This is a genomic window from Streptomyces sp. NPDC029216 (assembly GCF_040648015.1).
In the GTDB taxonomy this organism is placed as follows: domain Bacteria; phylum Actinomycetota; class Actinomycetes; order Streptomycetales; family Streptomycetaceae; genus Streptomyces.
On sequence record NZ_JBEZWL010000028.1, the window covers coordinates 15975 to 39691 of the forward strand.

General features: G+C 73.3%; 18 protein-coding genes. 16 read left to right on the plus strand and 2 right to left on the minus strand.

All coding sequences use genetic code 11. The features are described 5' to 3' along the window. Positions 1 to 44: 44 nt before the first annotated feature. The 7 genes from AB0F18_RS13720 (at position 45) to AB0F18_RS13750 (ending at position 9789) form a co-directional block, all read left to right on the plus strand. Positions 45 to 1424, plus strand: coding sequence for a nitrate/nitrite transporter (locus AB0F18_RS13720; RefSeq protein ID WP_362059011.1), 1380 nt, complete (start codon positions 45 to 47; stop codon positions 1422 to 1424). Positions 1425 to 1584: 160 nt separating this feature from the next. Next, entirely contained in the window at positions 1585 to 2736 is a 1152-nt protein-coding gene (locus tag AB0F18_RS13725) for a uroporphyrinogen-III synthase (protein ID WP_362059014.1), read from the plus strand. Between the two features lie 9 nt (positions 2737 to 2745). Further along, complete coding sequence (locus tag AB0F18_RS13730; RefSeq protein ID WP_362059017.1) at positions 2746 to 3294, plus strand: GNAT family protein; 549 nt, start codon at positions 2746 to 2748, stop codon at positions 3292 to 3294. 82 nt (positions 3295 to 3376) lie between these two features. Beyond that, on the plus strand, positions 3377 to 4009 hold the full coding sequence (locus AB0F18_RS13735) for a CGNR zinc finger domain-containing protein (RefSeq protein ID WP_362059020.1): 633 nt from the start codon (positions 3377 to 3379) through the stop codon (positions 4007 to 4009). A gap of 1027 nt (positions 4010 to 5036) precedes the next feature. Beyond that, positions 5037 to 7343 carry a UvrD-helicase domain-containing protein gene (locus AB0F18_RS13740; RefSeq protein ID WP_362059022.1) on the plus strand — a complete coding sequence of 769 codons (2307 nt, stop codon included), beginning with the start codon at positions 5037 to 5039 and terminating at the stop codon, positions 7341 to 7343. A gap of 419 nt (positions 7344 to 7762) precedes the next feature. Continuing rightward, positions 7763 to 9199 carry an NAD-dependent malic enzyme gene (locus tag AB0F18_RS13745; protein ID WP_362059025.1) on the plus strand — a complete coding sequence of 479 codons (1437 nt, stop codon included), beginning with the start codon at positions 7763 to 7765 and terminating at the stop codon, positions 9197 to 9199. A 308-nt stretch (positions 9200 to 9507) separates the two neighbouring features. Then, complete coding sequence (locus AB0F18_RS13750) at positions 9508 to 9789, plus strand: HU family DNA-binding protein (protein ID WP_007264399.1); 282 nt, start codon at positions 9508 to 9510, stop codon at positions 9787 to 9789. A 164-nt stretch (positions 9790 to 9953) separates the two neighbouring features. On the opposite strand, the gene murA is transcribed toward AB0F18_RS13750, so the two are convergent. Further along, complete coding sequence (murA, locus tag AB0F18_RS13755; RefSeq protein ID WP_362059028.1) at positions 9954 to 11291, minus strand: UDP-N-acetylglucosamine 1-carboxyvinyltransferase; 1338 nt, start codon at positions 11289 to 11291, stop codon at positions 9954 to 9956. Positions 11292 to 11553: 262 nt separating this feature from the next. On the opposite strand from murA, the gene AB0F18_RS13760 reads away from it, so the two are divergent. From AB0F18_RS13760 to AB0F18_RS13795, 8 genes are all read left to right on the plus strand, one after another. Then, positions 11554 to 12114: a YqgE/AlgH family protein gene (locus tag AB0F18_RS13760; protein WP_045947037.1), complete on the plus strand. Its 561-nt coding sequence runs from the start codon at positions 11554 to 11556 to the stop codon at positions 12112 to 12114. Positions 12115 to 12143: 29 nt separating this feature from the next. Continuing rightward, positions 12144 to 12428, plus strand: a complete 285-nt coding sequence (locus AB0F18_RS13765; protein ID WP_079427380.1) for a DUF3039 domain-containing protein — start codon at positions 12144 to 12146, stop codon at positions 12426 to 12428. A 247-nt stretch (positions 12429 to 12675) separates the two neighbouring features. Beyond that, complete coding sequence (locus AB0F18_RS13770; RefSeq protein ID WP_362059032.1) at positions 12676 to 14316, plus strand: beta-N-acetylhexosaminidase; 1641 nt, start codon at positions 12676 to 12678, stop codon at positions 14314 to 14316. A 527-nt stretch (positions 14317 to 14843) separates the two neighbouring features. Next, the gene (locus tag AB0F18_RS13775) at positions 14844 to 15683 is read left to right on the plus strand and encodes an FAD binding domain-containing protein (protein ID WP_362059111.1); all 840 of its coding nucleotides are present in this window, start codon (positions 14844 to 14846) and stop codon (positions 15681 to 15683) included. After that, entirely contained in the window at positions 15680 to 18109 is a 2430-nt protein-coding gene (locus AB0F18_RS13780) for a (2Fe-2S)-binding protein (protein ID WP_362059035.1), read from the plus strand. The genes AB0F18_RS13775 and AB0F18_RS13780 overlap by 4 nt, the downstream gene beginning before the upstream one ends. 47 nt (positions 18110 to 18156) lie before the next feature. Beyond that, entirely contained in the window at positions 18157 to 20472 is a 2316-nt protein-coding gene (locus AB0F18_RS13785; protein ID WP_362059114.1) for a xanthine dehydrogenase family protein molybdopterin-binding subunit, read from the plus strand. Between the two features lie 77 nt (positions 20473 to 20549). Beyond that, positions 20550 to 21080 carry a DUF2563 family protein gene (locus AB0F18_RS13790; RefSeq protein ID WP_362059038.1) on the plus strand — a complete coding sequence of 177 codons (531 nt, stop codon included), beginning with the start codon at positions 20550 to 20552 and terminating at the stop codon, positions 21078 to 21080. Further along, positions 21080 to 22486, plus strand: coding sequence for a hypothetical protein (locus tag AB0F18_RS13795; protein ID WP_362059041.1), 1407 nt, complete (start codon positions 21080 to 21082; stop codon positions 22484 to 22486). Before AB0F18_RS13790 ends, AB0F18_RS13795 begins: the two co-directional genes overlap by 1 nt. 42 nt (positions 22487 to 22528) lie before the next feature. On the opposite strand, the gene AB0F18_RS13800 is transcribed toward AB0F18_RS13795, so the two are convergent. Continuing rightward, a complete protein-coding gene (locus AB0F18_RS13800; protein WP_362059120.1) occupies positions 22529 to 22786 on the minus strand; it encodes a hypothetical protein in 258 nt (85 codons plus the stop codon). Here AB0F18_RS13800 and AB0F18_RS13805 point away from each other — a divergent pair. Then, complete coding sequence (locus AB0F18_RS13805; protein ID WP_362059117.1) at positions 22676 to 23692, plus strand: S8 family serine peptidase; 1017 nt, start codon at positions 22676 to 22678, stop codon at positions 23690 to 23692. The two genes, AB0F18_RS13800 and AB0F18_RS13805, sit on opposite strands and share 111 nt — an antisense overlap. The last annotated feature ends 25 nt before the right edge of the window (positions 23693 to 23717 follow it).

Here is a 23717-nt window from a genome sequence, read left to right on the forward strand (position 1 = left end):
TCCTAGCGTCGTCACCACGGACCCGACAGCTGTGGAGGCGTGAGATGAACGGAAGCCGGCCGCAAGGCCGCCGGGGCGGCCGCTGGATCGAGCACTGGGACCCCGAGGACGAGACCTTCTGGCGGGAGACCGGCGAGAAGACCGCCCGCCGCAACCTCCTCTACTCCGTCCTCTCCGAGCACATCGGCTTCTCCATCTGGTCCCTGTGGTCCGTGATGGTGCTCTTCATGGGACCCGCGTACGGGATCGACCCGGCCGGGAAGTTCTTCCTGATCGCCACCGCCACCACCGTCGGCGGCCTCGTCCGCGTCCCCTACACCTTCGCCGTCGCCCGCTTCGGCGGCCGCAACTGGACCGTCGCCAGCGCCCTGCTGCTGCTCGCGCCGACCGTCGCCGCGCTGGTCGTCATGGACCCCGGCACCTCGTACGGGACCTTCCTGGCCGTGGCCGCGCTGACCGGGGTGGGCGGCGGCAACTTCGCCTCCTCCATGACCAACATCAACGCCTTCTTCCCCCTGCGGAAGAAGGGCTGGGCCCTCGGCCTCAACGCCGGCGGCGGCAACATCGGCGTCCCGGTGGTGCAGCTCGCCGCCCTCCTCGTCATCGGCACCGCCGGAGCCGGACACCCCCGGCTGCTGCTCGCCGCCTACCTCCCGCTGATCGTGGCCGCCGCCGCGCTGGCCCTCGTCCGCATGGACAACCTGGCCCCCGTCCGCAACGACGCGGGCGCCGCACGGGAAGCCGTCCGCGAGCCGCACACCTGGATCATGGCCCTGCTGTACGTCGGCTGCTTCGGCTCCTTCATCGGCTACAGCTTCGCCTTCGGACTGGTCCTGCAGACCCAGTTCGGACGCACCCCGCTCCAGGCCGCCTCCCTCACCTTCATCGGACCGCTGCTCGGCTCGCTGGTCCGGCCCGTGGGCGGGGCGCTCGCCGACCGGTTCGGCGGGGCCCGGATCACCCTCGGCGCCTTCGTGGCGATGGCCGCGGCCACCGGCGTGGTCGTGCTGGCCTCCGTACGGGAATCCCTGCCGGTGTTCCTCGTCGGCTTCGTCGCCCTGTTCGCGCTCAGCGGGCTCGGCAACGGCTCCACCTACAAGATGATCCCCGGCATCTTCCAGGCCAAGGCGCTGGCCCGCGGCCTCGGCGACGAGGAGGCCGCCGCGCAGGGGCGGCGGCTGTCCGGCGCCGCCATGGGTCTGATCGGCGCGGTGGGCGCGCTCGGCGGCCTCGGCATCAACCTGGCCTTCCGCGAGGCCTTCACGGCCTCCGGGACCGGAACGGCCGCCTTCGTCGCCTTCCTCGGCTTCTACGCGGTGTGCTGCGCGGTCACCTGGGCGGTATACCTTCGCCGGCCGGCCCCGGCGCCCGCCGGCCCGGAAGGCGCCGGGACGGAGACGAAGCCGCAGCTCACCTCCGTGTAGGGGGGGTTAACGGTCCGGAAATACGGTGGAACCGAGCCTGACACGGCGGGTTGGCAGGCTCGGTCCCCGCGACGACGACGACGTCGGGCAGGCTGGTGGCGGACGCACCGGGTAACAGCCGCACCGGGTAACAGACGTACTGGGCAAGGCAGGTCACACGATGGACGACGCTACGCACGGCCCCCTCGCGGGGTTCACCGTCGGAGTCACCGCCGCGCGCCGCGCGGACGAGCTGATCGCCCTGCTGCGCCGGCGCGGCGCGGCCGTCGTGCACGCGCCCGCGCTGCGGATCGTGCCGCTCGCCGACGACGGCGAGCTGATGGCCGCCACCAAGGAGCTCGTCGACAACCCGCCGGACGCCGTCGTCGCCACCACCGCCATCGGCTTCCGCGGCTGGATCGAGGCCGCCGACGGCTGGGGCATCGGCGAACGGCTGCTGGAGCGGCTGCGCGCCACCGAACTGCTGGCCCGCGGGCCGAAGGTCAAGGGCGCCGTACGGGCCGCCGGGCTGGTGGAGGCCTGGTCCCCGCAGTCCGAGTCCCTGGCCGAGGTACTGGACCGGCTGCTGGCCGGGCCGCTCGCCGGACGGCGCATCGCGCTCCAGCTGCACGGGGAGCCCCTGCCCGGGTTCGTCGAGGCGCTGCGCGACGGCGGGGCCGAGGTGGTGCCGGTGCCGGTGTACCGGTGGATGCCGCCCGAGGACCTCGCACCGCTGGACCGGATGCTCGACGCGCTGGCCGTCGGGGCGCTGGACGCCGTCACCTTCACCTCCGCGCCCGCCGCGGCCTCCCTGCTCTCCCGGGCCGCGGAGCGGGGGCTGCGCGAGGCCGTGCTGGAGGCGCTGCGGGGGCCGGTGCTCGCGGCCTGCGTGGGGCCCGTGACGGCGCTGCCGCTGCAGGCCGAGGCGGTGGCGACCGTCCAGCCGGAGCGGTTCCGCCTCGGGCCGCTGGTGCAGCTGCTCTGCCAGGAACTCCCCGGCCGGGCGCGGGTGCTGCCCGTCGCGGGGCACCGGCTGGAGATCCGGGGGCACGCGGCGGTAGTCGACGACCGGCTGCGCCCGGTGCCGCCGGCCGGTATGGCCCTGCTGGGGGCACTGGCCCGGCGGCCCGGCTGGGTGGTGTCCCGGGCCGACCTGCTGAGCGCGCTGCCGGGGGCGGGGCGCGACGAGCACGCCGTCGAGACGGCGATGGCCCGGCTGCGGGCCGCCCTGGGGGCGCCGAACCTGATCCAGACGGTGGTCAAGCGGGGCTACCGGCTGTCGCTGGACCCGGGGGAGGGCGAGGGCTGGAACGGGGCGGGGGCCATCCGTTAGCGTGCCCGAATGATCATCAACGGGGTGGAGATGAGGGGCCTGGCCGTCGACGACGCCGCCGGGCTGGCCGACGTACTGACGCGCAACCGGGCGTACTTGGCGCCCTACGAGCCCTCGCGGCCCGAGGCGTTCTACACCGAGGCGGGCCAGCGGGCCCGCATCGAGGGCATGCTCGACGAGCGGGACGGGGGCCGGCTGGTCCCGTACGTGCTGGTGGAGGCGGCCGGCGGCGCGGTCGTCGGCGCGATGAACCTGGGCAGCATCGCGTACGGGCCGCTGTGCAGCGGGGGCGTCGGCTACTGGGTCGACCGGGAGTGGCACGGCAAGGGGCTGGCCACCGCCGCGCTGGAGGAGGTCTGCCGGGCCGCCCGCGACGAGCTCGGACTGCACCGGATCGAGGCCCAGACCCTCGTCGACAACACCGCGTCCATGCGGGTCCTGGCCAAGGCGGGGTTCACCGAGATCGGCCTCGCCCCCCGCTACCTCCACATCAACGGCGCCTGGCGCGACCACCGCCTCTTCCAGCGCGTGCTCCACGACGACCCACCGACCGCGTAGCCCCCCGCGCGGGGGCTTCCGCTTCGAGGACGGCGACGGCACTCTGGGGAGGCGTCCCACGGCGACCGAGGCGGTGACGGGCATGTGGTTCGACTCCGGGCGGGTCTGTCTGGACCTGCTGGCCACGGGGTTCGGGGGGTCTGGGGGGTCTGGCGGGCCCGGTGGGCCTGGTGACTCCGGTGGTGCCGGTGGGTCCCGCGGGTCTGGCGGGTCCGGCGAGGTCATTCGTGACGGTGACGAGCTGCGCCTGTGGCTGGTCGGCGCCGGACTGGTTCCCGACCGGACCCCGCTCGGCCGGCTCGGGCCCGACTGGGTGGAGGCCTTCCGCCGCCTGCGCCGCGACGTGGACCGCCTCGTACGGGCCGCACTGGCCGGCGCCGCCCCGGACGAGGACGCCCTGGCCCGGGTCAACGCCGCCGCCGCGGGACCACCGCCGGGGGTGTGCGCGGTACGGGACCAGGAGGGGCACCTGGTGCGGGAGCTGTGCGGCGGCGTCGAATGCGCGGGCCTGCTGGCCACCGTGGCCCGGGACGCCGTGGAACTCCTCACCGACCCCGGCGAACTGGCCCTCCTGCGCACCTGCGGCGGCGACGGCTGCGCCCGCCTCTACCTGGACACCTCCCGGGGCCACCGCCGCCGCTGGTGCTCAAGCGAGGTCTGCGGCAACAGGGAGCGGGTGGCCCGGCACCGGAGGCGGGTGCGGGCGGGGGCATAGGGGCTTTACGAGGGCACGTGGGGCGGCCCTTCATCCCCCGCGACCCACCGGGGGCGGGCCGGTGGCTGCCCACCCGCCACCCGGGGCCTGAGCGCGACCGACTGACACAGTGCGGCGGGACCGGGGCCGCGGAACCCGACCGGGGCGGAACACCCCAGCGGACCGGAACCGGGGGATTGCCTGGGCGGCATCCTCATCTGCCGAGGACCCCGGCCCCAGACGGGCCGCAGTCGCCAAGACGTGGGCAGCGCGTAGCGATCTGCCGCGCCTGCCGGGTCCGGGGAACCTTCCTGTCGTCCTGTGGTGCGGGTATCAGCCCAAGGCGGCCGTCGGACGCCGCGAAAAGAGGAGCGCGTAGCGATCCGGGGCGCCTGGGTGCTCCGCAGGACGATCTCGTCGTCTTTTGGTGCGGGTAGGTGCGCCCCGGCACGGAATCCGCTGGATGTCGGCCCGGATGCCCGGCGGGCCGGGCCCCGACCGCCCGCCTGATCGCTGAGTGAGCCGCTCCTCTGACTGTCGACCGTGCCGTTCTTTTGGGGGTTTCCCGGCAGTCTTCGGCTTTTCGTGGCGGGACGGTCTGTCAAGGGTCGCCGAAGGCGATCGCGCAGCGACGCGACGAAGGAGCGCCCTTGACAGGCCGGCCCGACGCGGAAGGACGATGAGACTGACGGGAAACCCCCAACCCTTCTCTGAGACCGTCCCGCCGGGACACGGTCGTCCCCCGGGCCCGGCCCGGCTGACCGGTGCGGGTCGGCGGGGTTTGCCGCCGTCGGCCCGCCGCACTGGGCAGGCGCCGCCCCGCGGGGGCACCGGCCGGCGGGTGGGCAGCCACCGGCCGCGCCCGGCCCCCCGAGGGGGAAAAAGTCCCGCCCCCCGTGCCGACGTAAAGCACACGCCCACCCCGTCCCCACCCCCGCAACCCCGCCCGACCAGGGCGGTCCGTCCCGGCGCGCGGACCTGGCGTGCGGAGTGGGGGCTGATTCGCGTACGGTTGACGGTCGCCCACGCACGTCAGAAGGGGGCCTTGGTGGCCGCGCAGAATGCCGCTGTCGACAGCACGGCGGATTCCGTCCGCGATCGGGAGATCGCGGTCGAGCAGACGCATCTCGATCAGGTGTACCGACGCCTTGAGGAGAAGATCCACGAGGCCGAGTTCCTCATGAACGACGCCGCCAAGCGCGGCCAGGTCGGTACGCCCGGCGCGCTCGCAGAGCGGGACGCGCAGGTGTTCCGGGCCGGGATCCACCTCAACCGGCTGAACAACGAGTTCGAGGACTTCCTCTTCGGGCGCATCGACCTCGTCCTGGGGAAGGACGGGGAGCGCGGACCCGACGGGGCGTACACCTCCGTCGAGCCCGCCGACGACGCGATCCGGCCGGACCTCACCGCCGACATCGCCGAGACCCTGCACATCGGGCGCATCGGCGTACTCGACACCGACTACTCGCCCCTCGTCATCGACTGGCGCGCCCCCGCGGCCGCGCCGTTCTACCGGTCGACCCCCAAGGACCCCGGCCGGGTCGTCCGCCGCCGGGTGATCCGCTCCAAGGGCCGCAAGGTGCTCGGCGTCGAGGACGACCTGATGCGTCCCGAGATCACCGCCAGCCTCGACGGCCGGGAGCTGCCCGCCATCGGTGACGGCGCGCTGATGGCCGCCCTCGGGCGGGCCCGGACGCACACGATGCGGGACATCGTCTCGTCCATCCAGGCCGAGCAGGACCTGGTCATCCGCGCTCCCGCCGCCTCGGTCGCCGAGGTCGCGGGCGGGCCGGGCACGGGCAAGACCGCCGTCGCCCTGCACCGGGCCGCCTACCTCCTCTACCAGGACCGCCGCCGCTACTCCGGCGGCATCCTGATCGTCTCGCCGACCCCGCTGCTGGTGGCCTACACCGAGGGCGTGCTGCCCTCGCTCGGCGAGGAGGGCCAGGTCGCCATCCGGGCGCTGGGCTCCCTCGTCGACGGCGCCGAGGCGACCACCTACGACGACCCGGCGGTGGCCCGCATCAAGGGCTCCTCGCGCATGCTGAAGGTGCTCCGCAAGGCGGTGCGCGGCGCGCTGGAGCTGGGCGACGCCCCGGAGCGGCTGCGCGTGGTGGCCTTCGGCCGCCGCGTCGAGCTGGAGGCCCCGGAGCTGAACCGGATCCGGCAGGGCATCCTGGGCGCCAACACGCCGGTGAACCTGCTGCGCCCGCGCGCCCGCAAGCTGCTCCTGGACGCCCTGTACGCGAAGACGGGCGCGAACGGCCGGCACAGCGACCCGGAGCTGGCCGCCGAGCTGCGCAGCGCCTTCGACGAGGACATCTCCACGGAGGACGACTTCCTCCGCTTCCTGAACGCCTGGTGGCCGGAGCTCACCCCGCGCCGGGTGCTGGCCGCGATGGCCGACGAGCGGCGCCTGGGCCGCTGGTCGCGCCGGGACCTGAACCCGCGCGAGACCCGCCAGCTGGCGCGTTCGCTGCGCCGGGTCGGCCCGGACGGCTCCGGTCCGTTGTCGGTGCACGACGTGGCGCTGCTGGACGAGCTCCACCAGCTGCTCGGCGCGCCGGCGCGGCCGAAGCGCAAGCGGGAGATGGATCCGCTGGACCAGCTCAGCGGGCTGGAGGAGCTGATGCCGACCCGGGAGGAGACCACCTGGGAGCGGGCCGAGCGGATCGCGGCGGAGCGGACCGAGTACACGCACGTGATCGTGGACGAGGCCCAGGACCTGACGCCGATGCAGTGGCGGATGGTGGGCCGGCGGGGCCGTACGGGCACCTGGACGGTGGTGGGCGACCCGGCGCAGTCCTCCTGGACGGACCCGGAGGAGGCGGCGGCCGCCCGTGACGAGGCGCTGGGCTCCCGGCCGCGCCGGCGGTTCACGCTGACGGTGAACTACCGCAACCCGGCGGAGGTCGCGGAGGTGGCCTCGCGGGTGCTGAAGCTGGCGATGCCGGGGATGGAGCCGCCGACGGCGGTGCGTTCGACGGGCCTGGAGCCGCGCTTCACGACCGCCGGGGACGACCTCGGGGCGGCGGTGCGGGAGGAGACCCTGCGGCTGCTGGGCCAGGTGGACGGCACGGTGGGCGTTGTCGTGGCCATGGACCGGCGTGCGGAGGCGGCGGGCTGGCTCGCCGACCTGGGCGAGCGGGCGGTGGCTCTGGGCAGCCTGGAGGCGAAGGGCCTGGAGTACGACGCCACGGTGGTGGTCTCCCCGGCGGAGATCGCGGAGGAGTCCGCGGCGGGTCTGCGGGTGCTGTACGTGGCGCTGACGCGTGCCACGCAGCAGCTGACGGTGGTCTCGGCGGAGGCCGACCGGCCGGACGGGAACGGGGTGCCGGAGCTGCTGCGGCCGTGACCGGGGCGGCGCGGCCGATCGGCCCGCGGCCAGGAGCGTGACGGTGGTGTCCAACTCGCGGGAGGGGGAGTCGCTTCCGGCGATCCTTTGTTAGCCTGGGTACGACACCGGCTCGATCCAAGCCCCCGGGCCCAACCTTCGTCGCTTAGAGCGACCACTTGCCGCGAGGCGAGCATGGCGGGTCGGTGTCTTAGTCGGAACACCAGGTCCGCGCCCTCCATCCGTGGAGGGCGCGGACCTGTTTTGTGTGCACCCACCATTCCACCACCCCGAGTTATCTCGTATGGTGGAAGTGTTCTTCCAGAGTTTGTAGCTGGTTACCTTGTACCGGCTGGTAGGTGGGACGATCGGACAACAGGTCCTGCCCGCGCGGGACCCTGCGTGTACAGAAGAACCAGGGACAGAAGAGGAACACGGCCATGGCAACGGCGCCCAGCGTCTCGTATTCGATGACGGTCCGCCTGGAAGTGCCCGCGAGCGGAACCGCGGTCTCCCAGCTCACCACCGCCGTGGAGTCTTCGGGAGGCTCGGTCACCGGCCTCGACGTGACCGCCTCCGGGCACGAGAAGCTCCGTATCGACGTCACCATCGCCGCCACCTCCACCGCCCACGCCGACGAGATCGTCGAGAAGCTGCGCGGCATCGAGGGCGTCAGCCTCGGGAAGGTCTCCGACCGCACCTTCCTGATGCACCTCGGCGGCAAGATCGAGATGTCGTCCAAGCACCCCATCCGCAACCGTGACGACCTCTCGATGATCTACACCCCGGGCGTCGCCCGCGTGTGCACGGCCATCGCCGAGAACCCCGAGGACGCGCGCCGTCTGACCATCAAGCGCAACTCCGTCGCAGTCGTGACCGACGGCTCCGCCGTCCTGGGCCTGGGCAACATCGGCCCGATGGCCGCGCTGCCGGTCATGGAGGGCAAGGCGGCGCTGTTCAAGCGCTTCGCGGGCATCGACGCGTGGCCGATCTGCCTGGACACCCAGGACTCCGATGAAATCGTGGCCATCGTCAAGGCCATCGCGCCGGGCTTCGCCGGAATCAACCTGGAGGACATCTCGGCGCCCCGCTGCTTCGAGATCGAGGCCCGGCTGCGCGAGGCCCTCGACATCCCCGTCTTCCACGACGACCAGCACGGCACCGCCATCGTCGTCCTCGCCGCCCTCACCAACGCACTGCGCGTCGTGGGCAAGGAAGTTGAGGACGTCAAGGTCGTCATGTCGGGCGCCGGAGCCGCCGGTACGGCCATCCTCAAGCTGCTCCTCGCCGCCGGCGTGAAGAACGCCGTCAGCGCCGACATCCACGGCGTCGTGCACGCCGGCCGCCCCGACCTGGTCGACGCCGCGCCGGACTCCCCGCTGCGCTGGATCGCCGACAACACCAACCCCGAGGGCTACACCGGCACCCTCAAGGAGGCCGTGGCCGGCGCCGACGTCTTCATCGGCGTCTCCGCCCCGAACGTGCTCTCCGGCGAGGACGTCGCCACCATGGCCGAGGGTGCCATCGTGTTCGCGCTCGCGAACCCGGACCCGGAGGTCGACCCGGCCGTCGCCCGCCAGACCGCCGCCGTCGTGGCCACCGGCCGCTCGGACTTCCCGAACCAGATCAACAACGTGCTGGTCTTCCCGGGCGTCTTCCGCGGCCTCCTGGACGCCCAGTCCCGGACCGTGAACACCGACATGATGCTGGCCGCCGCCACCGCCCTCGCCGACGTCGTCGGCCGCGACGAGCTGAACGCGAACTACATCATCCCGTCCGTCTTCAACGACAAGGTCGCGGGCGCCGTCGCCGGCGCCGTGCGCAAGGCGGCGCAGGCCGGTGCCGAGAAGGGCGCTGTGACGGGGCCCACGGTCTGATCCCGGCGCGTCGCGGGATGCGGGCCCGCCGGGGCGCCTCTAGGGTTGCGGGGATGCCCGCGCAGCGCGTGGTCCGCATCAGCGTCGGAGCCTCGGGTGCGACGGAGCGTCACCGCGGCGTGACTGTGGCGCTTTTCGTGTGACCCTGGCGGGTGCCGGATTGGCTTTCCCGCCGCTGGTGGGGGCAGGATGCGTAACCGGGCGAGAGGGTCTGACGTTCAGACCCGGGTCCGGGGACTGTCCGAGGGCCCTGGCAGCATCGGCTTCGATCTCACGCCTCTAAGGCAAGTTGAACACGGGAGTACAACATGAACCGCAGTGAGCTGGTGGCCGCTCTGTCCGAGCGCGCCGAGGTGACCCGCAAGGACGCCGACGCCGTTCTGGCCGCGCTCGCCGAGACCGTCGGGGAGATTGTCGCCAAGGGCGACGAGAAGGTCACCATCCCCGGCTTCCTGACCTTCGAGCGCACCCACCGTGCCGCTCGCACCGCGCGCAACCCGCAGACCGGCGACCCCATCCAGATCCCGGCCGGCTACAGCGTGAAGGTCTCCGCGGGCTCCAAGCTCAAGGAAGCCGCCAAGGGCAAGTAGTACCGCCCTTGTGCCGAGGGCCGCGCAGGCCCTCGGGACGGCAGTAGTACGTAGAACGGCCGAGGGCGGCCACCCCGTGGGGGTGGCCGCCCTCAGGCCTTGTCCGGGCCTTCCAGGCCCTCCCAGAGGCCTTGTACGCCCTGGGAGGGGGAAGTTCCGGACCGTCAGGCCAGGTCGCCGTTCGGCAGTTCGACCTTCGCGCCCAGCTCGACGAGCTTCTCCATGAAGTTCTCGTAGCCGCGGTTGATCAGGTCGATGCCGTGGACGCGCGAGGTGCCCTCGGCCGCCAGCGCCGCGATCAGGTACGAGAACCCGCCGCGCAGGTCGGGGATGACCAGGTCGGCGCCCTGCAGTTTGGTGGGGCCGGAGACGACCGCCGAGTGCAGGAAGTTGCGCTGGCCGAAGCGGCAGGCGCTGCCGCCCAGGCACTCGCGGTACAGCTGGATGTGAGCACCCATCTGATTCAGCGCCGAGGTGAAGCCGAGGCGGGACTCGTAGACCGTCTCGTGGACGATCGACAGGCCCGAGGCCTGCGTCAGGGCCACGACCAGCGGCTGCTGCCAGTCGGTCTGGAAGCCGGGGTGCACGTCCGTCTCCAGCGCGATGGCGTTGAGCGGGCCGCCCGGGTGCCAGAAGCGGATGCCCTCGTCGTCGATCTCGAAGGCGCCGCCGACCTTCCGGAAGGTGTTCAGGAAGGTCATCATCGAGCGCTGCTGCGCCCCGCGGACGTAGATGTTGCCGCCGGTCGCCAGGGCCGCGGAGGCCCACGACGCCGCCTCCAGGCGGTCCGGGAGCGCCTGGTGGTTGTAGCCGCTCAGGCGGTCGACACCGGTGATCCGGATGGTCCGGTCGGTGTCCATCGAGATGATCGCGCCCATCTTCTGCAGCACGCAGATGAGGTCCTCGATCTCGGGCTCGACGGCGGCGTTGCTGAGCTCGGTCACGCCCTCGGCCAGGACGGCCGTCAGCAGGACCTGCTCGGTGGAGCCGACCGACGGGTAGGGCAGGCGGATCTTGCATCCGCGAAGGCGCTGCGGGGCCTCCAGGTACTGGCCGCCCTCGCGCTTCTCGATGGTCGCGCCGAACTGGCGGAGCACGTCGAAGTGGAAGTCGATCGGCCGGCCGCCGATGTCGCAGCCGCCCAGGCCCGGGATGAAGGCGTGGCCGAGGCGGTGCAGCAGCGGGCCGCAGAAGAGGATCGGGATCCGGGAGGAGCCCGCGTGCGCGTCGATGTCGGCGACGTTCGCGCTCTCGACGTGGGTGGGGTCGAGGATCAGCTCGCCCGGCTCCTCGCCGGGGCGCACGGTCACACCGTGCAGCTGCAGGAGACCGCGCACGACCCGCACGTCACGGATGTCGGGAACATTGCGCAGCCGGCTCGGCTCGCTGCCGAGCAGGGCGGCCACCATGGCCTTCGGCACGAGGTTCTTCGCACCGCGGACACGGATCTCGCCCTCGAGCGGGGTTCCGCCGTGGACAAGCAGGACATCGTTGCCGGTCATGGATCTCGCGTTCCGGAGTGGATGGGCAGGGGACCAGACGTAAGGGTAAGGGCCACCACCCCCATGTTTGTATGGGTGACGGGGCCGTAGGACTGTCATGAATTCGGCTCACCACGTACGGTGTCCGCCAAGTAGCGGAGCGTTGCGTTCCGGCGTTGGGGGCGGTGCGCGCTCCCGTCTGCAGCCGTGCGCCCTGAGCTGCGCGTGATCCGATCCCGCCGCCCGCTCCCCCCGGAGGGCGATTGTGCGAGATCATGTGCCCATGACCGAGGTGTCCTCCCTCACAGGGCGGCTGCTCGTGGCCACCCCCGCCCTCGCGGATCCGAACTTCGACCGCGCGGTGGTACTGCTGCTCGACCACGACGAGCAGGGCTCCCTCGGTGTGGTCCTCAACAGGCCCACCCCGGTGGACGTCCGCGACATCCTGCTGCCGTGGGCCCCGCTGGCCGGCGACCCGGGCGTGGTGTTCCAGGGCGGCCCGGTCGCCCTCGACTCGGCCCTGGGGGTCGCGGTGATCCCGGGCGAGGAGGGCCCCCTCGGCTGGCGCCGGGTGCACGGGGCCATCGGCCTGGTCGACCTGGAGGCCCCGCCGGAACTGCTCGCCGCCGCCCTCGGGGGCCTGCGCATCTTCGCGGGGTACTCCGGCTGGGGGCCCGGCCAGCTGGAGGACGAGCTCGGCGACGGCGCCTGGTACGTCGTGGACTCCGAACCCGGCGACGTCTCCTTCCCCGACCCCGAACGGCTGTGGCGGGCGGTGCTGCGCCGCCAGCGCAGCGAGCTCGCGATGGTGGCCACCTATCTGGACGACCCGTCGCTGAACTGACCCGGGCGGGGGCCAGTACCCTGGGATTCATGAGCACTCTCGAGCCCGATCGCGGCACTGGTACGGGGACCCTCGTAGAGCCGACGCCGGTGGTGTCCCACGGCGACGGCGACCACGAGCGCTTCGCCCACTACGTCCAGAAGGACAAGATCATGGCGAGCGCCCTCGACGGGACCCCCGTCGTCGCGCTCTGCGGCAAGGTCTGGGTGCCGGGCCGCGACCCGAAGAAGTACCCCGTCTGCCCGATGTGCAAGGAGATCTACGACTCCATGGGCGCCGGCGGCGACAAGGACAAGGGCGGCAAGGACAGCTGACGCGGTCCGCGGGGACGGCCGAGGCGGTCCCCAGTGACGGCTGACGCGGTCTCCAGGGACGGCTGGGGCGGTCCGGATTTCCGCCGACGAGGCCCCCGGGGGCGTGCGCCCGCGCGCACCCCGGGGGCCTTTCGTCTGCCCGGATCCATGGGGACGGACCTTTCGTCTCCCGGGCCTTTGCCGGGCCCGGCGGCGGGGCTAGGGTCGCGCGAAAGCGCTCTGCTGTCCTGCCGTGAGGGGCTGACGCATGGACCTGATCCCCGTACCCCGGGTCGCCGTTCCCGACGAGGAGGGCCGCCGCTACGTCTTCGGCCCGGAGCCGGTGCTCGACGCGGGGCCGGGCGCCGAGGGCGTCGCGCGCTGGCTGCGCCGCGAGCTCGGCGCTGCCACCGGGTGGGGGCTGCCGCCGGCCGGGGCGGGCGCGCGGGGCGACGTACGGCTGCGGGTGGAGCCGGCCGCCGTCGAGGGGCTCGGGCCGGAGTCGTACCGGCTGGAGGTCGGCGCCGACGGCGTCGAGCTGACCGGCGGGGACGCGGCCGGGCTGTTCTGGGGCGCCCAGACGCTGCGTCAGCTGCTCGGCCCCGAGGCCTACCGGCGCGCGCCGCTGCGGCCCGGGCGGACCTGGGACCTGCCGTACGCCCGCATCGCCGACCAACCCCGCTTCGGCTGGCGCGGGATGATGCTGGACGTGGCCCGGCACTTCATGCCCAAGGACGGGGTGCTGCGCTACATCGACCTGCTCGCCGCGCACAAGCTGAACGTGCTGCACCTGCACCTGACGGACGACCAGGGCTGGCGCATCGAGATCCGGCGCCACCCCGAGCTCACCCGGACCGGCTCCTGGCGGGCCCGCAGCCGGTGGGGCCACCGGGCGTCCCCGCTGTGGAACGAGACGCCGCACGGCGGCTTCTACACCCAGGACGACATCCGCGAGATCGTCGCGTACGCGGCGGAGCGGCACGTGCGGGTCGTCCCCGAGATCGACGTCCCCGGGCATTCGCAGGCGGCCATCGCCGCGTACCCAGAGCTGGGGAACACCGACGTGGCCGACACCGCCGCCCTGGGCGTGTGGGACGACTGGGGCATCAGCGAGAACGTGCTCGCGCCGACCGAGGAGGTACTGCGCTTCTACGAAGGGGTATTCGAGGAGGTGCTGGAACTCTTCCCGCCCGAGGTCTCGCCCTTCGTGCACGTCGGCGGCGACGAGTGCCCCAAGGCCCAGTGGCGGGCCTCGGCGACGGCGCAGGCGCGGATCCGGGAGCTGGGCGTGGACGGGGAGGACGGCCTCCAGTCCTGGTTCATCGGGCACTTCGGCCGCTGGCTCGCCGACCGGGGCCGCCGGCTCATCGGCTGGGACGAGATCCTGGAGGGCGGGCTCGCGGACGGCGCGGCGGTGTCCTCCTGGCGCGGCTACGCCGGCGGGATCGCCGCCGCCGAGGCCGGGCACGACGTGGTGATGTGCCCCGAGCAGCAGGTGTACCTGGACCACCGTCAGGCGGACGGCCCCGACGAGCCGATGCCCATCGGGTACGTGCGTTCGCTGGAGGACGTCTACCGGTTCGAGCCGGTGCCGCCGAAGCTGTCGCCGGAGGCCGCCGCGCACGTGCTGGGCGCGCAGGCCAACGTGTGGACCGAGGTGATGGAGCACCAGGGGCGCGTCGACTACCAGGTGTTCCCCAGGCTGGCCGCCTTCGCGGAGGTGGTGTGGTCGTGGATGCCGGAACCGGAATCCCGGGACTGGGCCGGCTTCGAGGAGCGGACGCGGTCGCACCGGGCGCGCCTGGACGCCCTCGGGGTCGACTACCGGCCACCGGAGGGGCCGCTGCCGTGGCAGCGGCGGCCGGGGGTGCGGGGGCGTCCGATCGAGGGCGCGCCTCCGATCGTGTGACCCGGGAGCGCGCGGATCGGCGCGGACACCCGTCCGCCCGGCGGCGTCCTCGACGACCGGAAGCGGAACTCTTCGGGAACCTTTGGAACTGTCTCTCGAATAAGGTTTATTCGGGGGAAAACGGACGTTCGGGTGGGTGGGGTGCGAGGGCGTGCGGACGGGGTCCGGGGGAGGTCCGCGGGTGGTCCGCGGGATCCGGCGGGGCCCGGACCCGGGGGGTCCGGCGGGGTGGAAGGGGGCGTGAAGGGCGGGCGCACGGGAGGTGTCCCGGCCGCCGCGCCGCCGGGCTCCGGGCGGGGCGCGGCGCCGGTACGCGGGAGACCCTCGCGCCGGGTGGTCCCGAAGATGTGCCAGAGTTGCCACGTCCCGGCGGTGAGCACGTACCGTACGGCGGACAGGCGTGAGCGCCAGGACCGGGACATCGGGAAGGGGCAGCTGGGTTGACCACGCACGCACCGCACACACCGCATTCGGCTCAGGGGCCGCACACCCCGCATTCGGCGCCGGGGCAGGCGGCGCAGTCCGTGATGCTGCCGGCCTCGCTCGACGAGGCCGTCGCGGCGCTCGCCGCCATGCCCGCGGCCGTCCCGGTGGCCGGCGGCACCGACCTCATGGCCGCCGTCAACGTTGGGCTGCTGCGGCCCGCCGCGCTGGTGGGCCTCGGGCGGATCAGCGAGATCCGCGGCTGGCAGTACCAGGACGGGCACGCGCTGCTCGGCGCCGGACTGACGCACGCCCGGATGGGGCGGCCGGATTTCGCCGCTCTGATCCCGGCCCTGGCCGCGGCCGCCCGTGCGGCCGGCCCGCCGCAGATCCGCAACGCCGGCACCCTCGGCGGCAACATCGTGACGGCCGCGCCGACCGGTGACGCGCTGCCCGTGCTGGCCGCGCTGGAGGCGGTGCTGGTCATCGTCGGCCCGGGCGGCTCGCAGCGCGAGATCCCCGTCTCCCACCTGCTCGCCGGGCGGGACATGCTCCGGCAGGGCGAGCTGATCGGCTTCGTGCGGGTGCCGCTGCTGCACGCGCCGCAGGTGTTCCTGAAGGCCACGGGGCGCACGGGGCCGGGGCGTGCGGTGGCCTCCGTGGGGCTCGTGCTGGATCCCGCGCGCCGGGGCGTGCGGTGCGCGATCGGCGCGGTGGCCCCGATGCCGCTGCGGCCGCTGGAGGCCGAGCAGTGGGTGGCCTCGCTGATCGACTGGGACGGGGACCGCAGCCTGGCCCCGGAGGCGCTGGAGGCCTTCGGGGAGTACGTCGCGGCGGCCTGCGTACCCGACCAGGGGGAGCAGGTCTCCGCCGGAGTACTGCATCTGCGGCGGACCGTCGCCGTGCTGGCGCGCAGGGCCCTGGGGAGGGCGCTGACCTCATGAGTGAGAACGAGAACGTGAGCGGAACGACCGGGGACACGGGGAACACGGGGAACGTCGGCGCCCAGGGCGCCGGGGGGCAGGCGCCGGCCGGCTGGGGCTGGGAGCCGGTGCCGCAGGGGGGCGACTACGACTCGGACGCCACGGCCTTCGTGCAGCTCCCGCAGGAGATGCTGGACGCGCTCGACACCGGGGAGCCCCTCGCGGCGCCCGGGCACGGCTTCGTGCCGCCTCCGATGATCATGCCGCTGGGTTCGGCCGGCAGTACGGACCCCAGCGCCACCGGGACCTGGACGATGCCGGTCCAGTGGCCCGAGGCGGGCGGGGCGCCCGCGCAGGCCCCCGCGGCCGACGCGGCGCCGGCCCGCGGGCCGATCCCGGCGTCCATCCCGCTGCCGGCGTCGGTGGCGGCCGCCTTCGCGGCGGCGGAGCCGGATGCGCACGCCGAGTTCCACGGGGGCGCGCAGCCCGACGGCACGCACGCGGCCGCGCACGCGGGTTCCCATCTGTCCTCCCACGCGGGCGCCCACGGGGCCGCGCAGCACGTGGACCAGTACGGGGACGGGCACGCCGACCTGCACGCGGGCGCGCATGCGGAGGCGCATGCCGGCCTGCACCGCGGCGCGCACTCCGATCCGCACGGTGTTGCCGAGCAGGATTCGGGGGCGACGGCCGAGTGGCAGTTCCCGGACGCGCTGCACCGCGACGAGGAGCCCGCGACGACCGGGCACTGGACGATGCCGGCCGACCTGACGGGCGGCGGTGTTGGTGTCGGGGTCGGTGTCGGTGTTGGTGGTGTCGGTGGTGGCGGGGAGCCGGTCGCGCTGGACGCCGGCTGGGGCCAGGCCCCGGCGACGCTGCCGGGCGGGGCCGCGGCCCCCTGGGCGGCGGCCGAGGTGCCGGGCGTACCGGGTGTGCCGGGTGCGGAGCCCGAGGGGCCGCTGAGCTCCGGCGTGCTGCCGGGCGGCGGTGCCCCGGGGGCGCAGGGAGCCGGGGCCGGGGCGCCGGGGCGCGGTCCGAGGGTGCTGGGCGGTCCCGGTGTCGGGACCCCGCTGCCGGAGGGCTACCCCGGGGCCGGGCCGGAGCCCGAGAACGTACTGGAGGCCGCCCCGGACATCGAGGCCTCCCACGGCCACGGCCCGGCGCAGCCCCCGGCCGGGGACGAGCGGCCGCGCCCGGCGGAGGCCGAGGGCGCCGGAGCCGACGCCGCGCCCGGGGAGGGGTCCGCCCCCGCCCCGGTGCCGGGTGAGGCACAGGGGCCCGGCTTCGCTGAGGCGCCCGACGCCCCCGCCGAAGCGGAGGCCGCGCCCGCGCCGGGTGAGGACACCGCCGACGGCGCTGTGACACCACCGGCCGGGCACGACACCGGGGAGTTCCCGCTCGGGGAGGCGGCGTACGAGGAAGAGCTCCTTCCCGCCGTCGCCCATCACGAGCACCCGTCGGCGTCGTACGTCCTGCGCGTCAACGGCGCCGACCGGCCCGTCACCGGCGCCTGGATCGGCGAGTCCCTGCTCTACGTGCTGCGCGAGCGGCTCGGCCTGGCCGGTGCCAAGGACGGCTGCTCGCAGGGCGAGTGCGGGGCCTGCGCGGTGCAGGTCGACGGGCGGCTCGTCGCCTCCTGCCTGGTCCCGGCGGCGACGGCGGCCGGGTCCGAGGTGCGGACCGTGGAGGGCCTCGCGACGAACGGGGAACTCTCGGACGTGCAGCAGGCGTTGTGCAGGTCGGGCGGGGTGCAGTGCGGGTTCTGCGTTCCGGGCATGGCCATGACCATCCATGACCTGCTGGAGGGCAACCACGCCCCCAGCGACCTGGAGACCCGGCAGGCCCTGTGCGGCAACCTGTGCCGCTGCTCCGGCTACAAGGGGGTCATCGAGGCGGTCCGCGAGGTCATCGCGGAGCGCGAGTCCGCCGCGGCGCAGGCGCCGGAGGCACCGGCGCAGCCCCTCATCCCGCACCAGGCGCAGCCCGGAGAGGGCGGCGTGCACGGGACGGCGCACGGCTTCGAAGCGGCGGCCCCGGGCCCGAACGGGACCTTCGGCGGCAACGGCTTCGACGCCGCCGGCGCGTTCGACGCGGCGGTGCCGGGCCCGAACGGCACCCTCGGCGGCAACGGCTTCGACCCTGCGGCCGGCTTCGACCCCGGGGCACCCGGCCCGAACGGGACCCTGGGCGGCAACGGCTTCGACGCCGGTGCGGCCGGTCCGGGCGGGACCCTGGGCGGCAACGGCTTCGACCCGGTCCACGGGGCCGACGCGCTCCACGGGGCCGCAGGCTTCGACCCGTTCGGCACGGCCGGCGGGGCGGCCCCCGCCGCACACGGCTTCGACGGGTTCGGCGGAACCGGCGGAACGGCCCCCGGCACGCACGGGTTCGACGGGACCAACGGGACCGGATTCGACGGAATCCACCACAACGGAGGCATGGCGTGAGCGGGCAGGACGCGGCCACGGCGACGACCACGACCACCACCATGACCATGGCGACGCTCAACGTCGGCGCCGACGGAGACGGTGACGGCGGCAACGGCGACCAGCAGCGCCCCGCGCGCGGCATCGGAGCCTCCGTCCCGGCGGCGGACACCCGCGCCAAGACCGAGGGCACCTACCCCTACGCCGCCGACCTGTGGGCCGAGGGCCTGCTGTGGGCCGCCGTGCTGCGCTCCCCGCACGCCCACGCCCGCATCCGCTCCATCGACACGTCGGCCGCCGCCGAGATGCCCGGCGTGCGCGCCGTCATCACCCACGCCGACGTCCCCGGCTCCACCACCCACGGCCGCCGCATCGCCGACCGGCCCGTCTTCGCCCACGACGTCGTACGCCACCACGGCGAGCCCATCGCCGCCGTCGCCGCCGACCACCCCGACACGGCCCGCCTCGCGGCCGCCGCCATCGCCGTCGAATACGAGCTCCTCGACGCCGTCACCGACCCCGAGCACTCCTTCGGCGCCGCCCCGATCCACCCGGACGGCAACCTGATCCGGCACATCCCGCTGCGCTACGGCGACCCGGAGGCCACGGGCGAGGTCGTCGTCGAGGGCCTCTACCGCATCGGCCGCCAGGACCCCGCCCCGATCGGCGCCGAGGCCGGCCTCGCCGTGCCCCGCCCCGACGGCGGCGTCGAGATCTACACCGCCTCCACCGACCCGCACACCGACCGCGACCTCGCCGCCGCCTGCTTCGGCCTCGACCCGGACCGCGTCCGCGTCGTCGTCACCGGCGTCCCGGGCGCGACCGCCGACCGCGAGGACCCCGCCTTCCAGCTCCCGCTCGGCCTCCTCGCCCTGCGCACCGGCTGCCCGGTCAAGCTGGCCGCCACCCGCGAGGAGTCCTTCCTCGGCCACGCCCACCGCCACCCGACCCTGCTGCGCTACCGCCACCACGCGGACGCCGAGGGCCGGCTGGTCAAGGTCGAGGCGCAGATCCTGATGGACGCCGGCGCCTACGCCGACGCCTCCGCCGAGTCCCTCGCGGCGGCCGTGGCCTTCGCCTGCGGCCCGTACGTCGTCCCGCACGCCTTCGTCGAGGGCTGGGCGGTCCGCACGAACAACCCCCCCTCCGGCCACGTCCGGGGCGAGGGCGCGATGCAGGTCTGCGCGGCCTACGAGGGCCAGATGGACAAACTCGCGGCCGCCCTCGGCATCGACGGCGCGGAACTGCGCCTGCGCAACGTCCTCGCCACCGGCGACCTCCTGCCCACCGGCCAGACCGTCACCTGCCCGGCCCCGGTGGCCGAACTCCTGCGCGCGGTCCGTGACTTCCCGCTCCCCTCCCTCCCGAAGGACACGCCGGAGGAGGACTGGCTGCTGCCCGGCGGCCCCGAGGGCGCGGGCGAGCCGGGAGCGGTGCGGCGCGGGGTCGGCTACGGCGTGGGCATGGTCCACATGCTCGGCGCGGAGGGCACCGACGAGGTGTCCACCGCCACCGTGAAGGTGGTGGGCGGCACCGCCACCGTCATCTGCGCGGCCGTCGACACCGGCCAGGGCTTCGCGACCCTCGCACGGCAGATCGTCCAGGAGGTCCTGGGCATCGACGAGGTGGCCACGGCCCCCGTCGACACGGACCAGCCGCCCGCGGGCCCCTCCGCCCACGGCCGGCACACCTGGGTCTCGGGCGGCGCCGTCGAGCGGGCCGCGAAGATGGTCCGCACGCAGCTCCTGCAGCCGATGGCCCACAAACTGGGCATGTCGACGGAACTCCTGCAGATCCAGGACGGCCGGATCACGTCGTACGACGGGGCCTTCTCCATGTCGGTCGCGGAGGCCATAGAGGGCAAGGAGCTCTGGGCCACGGCCCAGTGCCGCCCGCACCCGACGGAGCCGCTGGACGAGCACGGCCAGGGCGACGCCTTCGTAGGCCTGGCCTTCTGCGCGATCCGCGCCGTGGTCGACGTCGACATCGAGCTCGGCACGGTCCGGGTGGTGGAGCTCGCCGTCGCCCAGGACGTCGGCCGCATCCTCAACCCGCGCCAGCTGGAGGCCCGTATCGAGGCGGGCGTCACCCAGGGCGTGGGCGCGGCCCTCACGGAGAACCTCCGCTCGGTCGCCGGCCTGGTCCGCCACCCCGACCTGACGGGCTACGCCCTGCCGACGTCCCTGGACGCCCCGGCGGTGCGGATCGTCCGGCTGGTGGAGGAACGGGACGTGGTGGCGCCGTTCGGGGCGAAGGCGGCGAGCGCGGTCCCGGTGGTGACGACGCCTGCGGCGGTGGCCTCGGCGGTGCGGGCGGCGACGGGGCGGCCGGTGAACAGGATCCCGATCCGGCCATCGGCGGCGGTGGCGGCACCCAACTCGTAGCCGGACGCCTCGCATTGCTGTCGGAGCCGGTCGTTAGAGTGAGGTGAGACGCGGTACGGGGAGTGGGGGAGGGCATCGTGGCAGTGGACAACGCTCCGGGGTTGCTGGGCGGCTTGAACGTGGCCGGGAGCCTGGCGGACGCGGTGGCGCGCCAGGCGAAGGCGCTCGAAGTCGAGTACGAGTCGCTGACGGACTGCAAGAACCGGGTCGACGCCCTGCTGAAGACCCTGGACGGCTCGGAGGCGGACGCCCGCCGCCTGTCCCACGGCACCCTCCCCGCCGGCACCCTCGGCACGGGCTTCGCGGAGGCGGACGCCCTGTTCAAGGCGTACGACACGGTCCACAGCGAGCTCCAGAAGCTGTCGGCGGGCCTGGCGGGGCAGATCGAGGCACTGGGCATCGCCGTCCTCACGGCCGGCAAGGGCTACGGGGGCGTGGACGAGGAGACGCAGGCGCGGATGCGGGCCCTGATCCGGCGCTCGAAGGAGGAGTACGTCCCGGACCGGGACCCCCTCCAGCAGCAGAAGGAGGCGCAGAAGCGCCAGGAGTCCTCCGCCCCCACTCCCTCCCCGACCCCGACCCCGAGCACGTCGAAGGGCACGATCTGATGGCGACGAACTTCGACGGCTACTCGCACGAACAGCTGCTCGCGATGATCGCCTCCCTCAACCCGGAGACGGTCAAGACCCGCGCCACGCAGCTGCAGAACGCGGCCAAGGCGCTCAACGAGATCGGCGACAGCCTCAAGAGGCACCAGGTGAAGGGCTGGGAGGGCGAGGCGGCACACGCCTTCCAGGACTGGGTGAGCCGCGCGGGCAGCGCGACGCTGACGCTGGCCAAGTTCAGCGAGGCGGGCGGCACGTGGATGGAGCACGCCGCGCAGACGATGGTGGAGGTCAAGGCCAACACCCCGAAGTACGACACGTCGGCGGCGGAAAACCTGGAGGCGTCCCGCAAGTACCACAACGACCCGGACGCCCAGCAGGTGGGCCAGACGGCCCACGCCAAACTGACGGCCGACCACCAACTGGCAGTCCAGCAACTGACGAAGCTGGCCCAGTCGTACGACGCGTCGGCCACGCAAATGGGCCGGGCGGAGGTACCTACGTTTCCGCCGCCGTCGCCGATCTTTGAGCCGACCAATTACGGCGGCGAGCTTGCCCGAGAGCGTCCGGGAGGCCCTGCCGGGGCAGGGGGCGGTGCATCCGGAGGCCAGTCGTACATCCCGTCCAGTGTCCCGTCGAGCGAGTCCGGGTCGGCTCCTGGCCACCGTCCTTTGCTGGACGGTACGGCTCCTTTGGCGACAGTGCCGACACTGCCGATGCCAGACCACCGTGTGGATGTGGATCTCGACCATGTAGGCACGCTTCCTGATAGGGCTGCGCCTCCTGCCCCTGGGCTGCCTGACGCACCCGGTCCTACTGTCCCTAGCGGCGGTTGGAACCATCCCAATGGGCCGGTACCACCTGTGGCACTCCCGCCAGTCAGCGGACCACCGGTGCCGGGGGGCGGCCCTTCGCCCGTGACGCGGCCTTCCGTTGGTATCGGCGGTAAATTTGGTGGCATTCCGATTCCGCCGCCGCGCGACACTGGGATCGTCGGCGGCCGACCAATTTCCACGGGGGGACCAGGCGCGGGCATCCCGCGCGGCACAGTCATCGGCGCGGAAGGCCCACATGCAGGTGGTGGCCGCGCGATGCCGGGCATGATGGGCGGCGGTTTGGGTGCTCCGCACGGTGGCCCCGGCACACCTGCGACTGGCCGACGACTGGCTATGGAGCCGGGCGGTGTCGTCGGTGGCCGTCAGGCTGCGGCTGGCGGCCAGTCATTCACCCAGGGCGGTAGTGGCCTCGTGCGCGGTGGACCGGGCGTCGGAGCAGTGGGCCATGGTGGCGCCGCCGTGGCTCCGAGTAGGCGGCATGGAAGCCAGGGGGGCGACCGCCCTGACTACTTGGCCGAGGACGAAGAGACCTGGCAAGGCAACCGACGTGTTGTGCCCCCAGTGATCGACTGATTGGAACGGACGTTGTACGGGAAGCGCATGCGGAAGCCGGCCTCAGCCCTGGTTGGTCTGCTGCTGACTGGGGTCGCAGCGACCCCAGCGCATGCGCAGACCATCCGAGAGCAACAGTGGCATCTCGACGCCATGAAGGCCGACGATATCTGGAAGCTCAGCACCGGTAAGGGAGTTACAGTCGCGGTCATCGATACGGGCGTAAGCCACATCCCGGAACTCGAAGGTCAAGTACTGCCGGGAAAGGTGTTTCCCGCAGGAGACGCCGGGGGGGATGCGCGCGACGACTACGACGGTCACGGAACTAGCATGGCCGCGATCATCGCTGGTACTGGCAAGCATCCTAGTGGGGATGGCGCTTATGGTCTTGCGCCTGGCGCCAAGATCCTCCCGATCAGAGTGCCGAACCTGCTGGAAGGGGCTGCTACTCCGTCTTGGGTGGATGCCATCCGATACGCGGCTGACTCGGAAGCCCGAGTTATCAACATTTCGCAAGGCAGAGCAGGTACGCCAAAGGACGATGGGGCACGTGCTGAAGCGGTGAAATATGCGCTAGCAAAAGGAAAGTTGATCTTTGCTGCTGTTGGAAATGAGGGGGAGACCCTTAATAGGATCAACTACCCGGCTGCTACGCCTGGAGTGGTTGGTGTTTCCGCGGTGAGCTCCAGCGGAGAGGCGACGAAGGAGTCCGAGCGGGGCCCACAGGTTGACCTTTCCGCCCCCGGCGATGACATCGTCACGGCATGCACGGGAAAGACGGGGCTCTGCACCAGCCACGGAACCAGCGACGCCACAGCCCTAACCTCCGCCTCCGCCGCCCTCCTATGGTCCGCTCACCCCACCTGGACCAACAACCAGATCCTCCGCGTCCTCCTCAACACCGCCGGCAAGCCCGTGGACGGCGTCGAGCGGAACGACTACATCGGCTACGGCGTCGTGCGCCCCCGCGTCGCGCTGCCCACCCCCGGTGACCCCGGGCCGGCGGACGTGTACCCGCTCCCGGATCTCGCGGCGGCGGCGGCAGCCAAGGACGCTCCCGTTCCCTCGACCGGGGGAAAGATCACCCCGTCGCAGGCGCCGCAGGCCGTCCCTGCGGTAGACAAGGACGACAGCGGCACCTGGCGCTGGCTCGCCCTCGGACTCGGGGCGTGCGTCCTCATCGGCGGGGCCGTCACCGCGGTCGTCGTACGCCGGGCCAGGCGTTGACCTGAACTGACACGGGAGTGGAGCG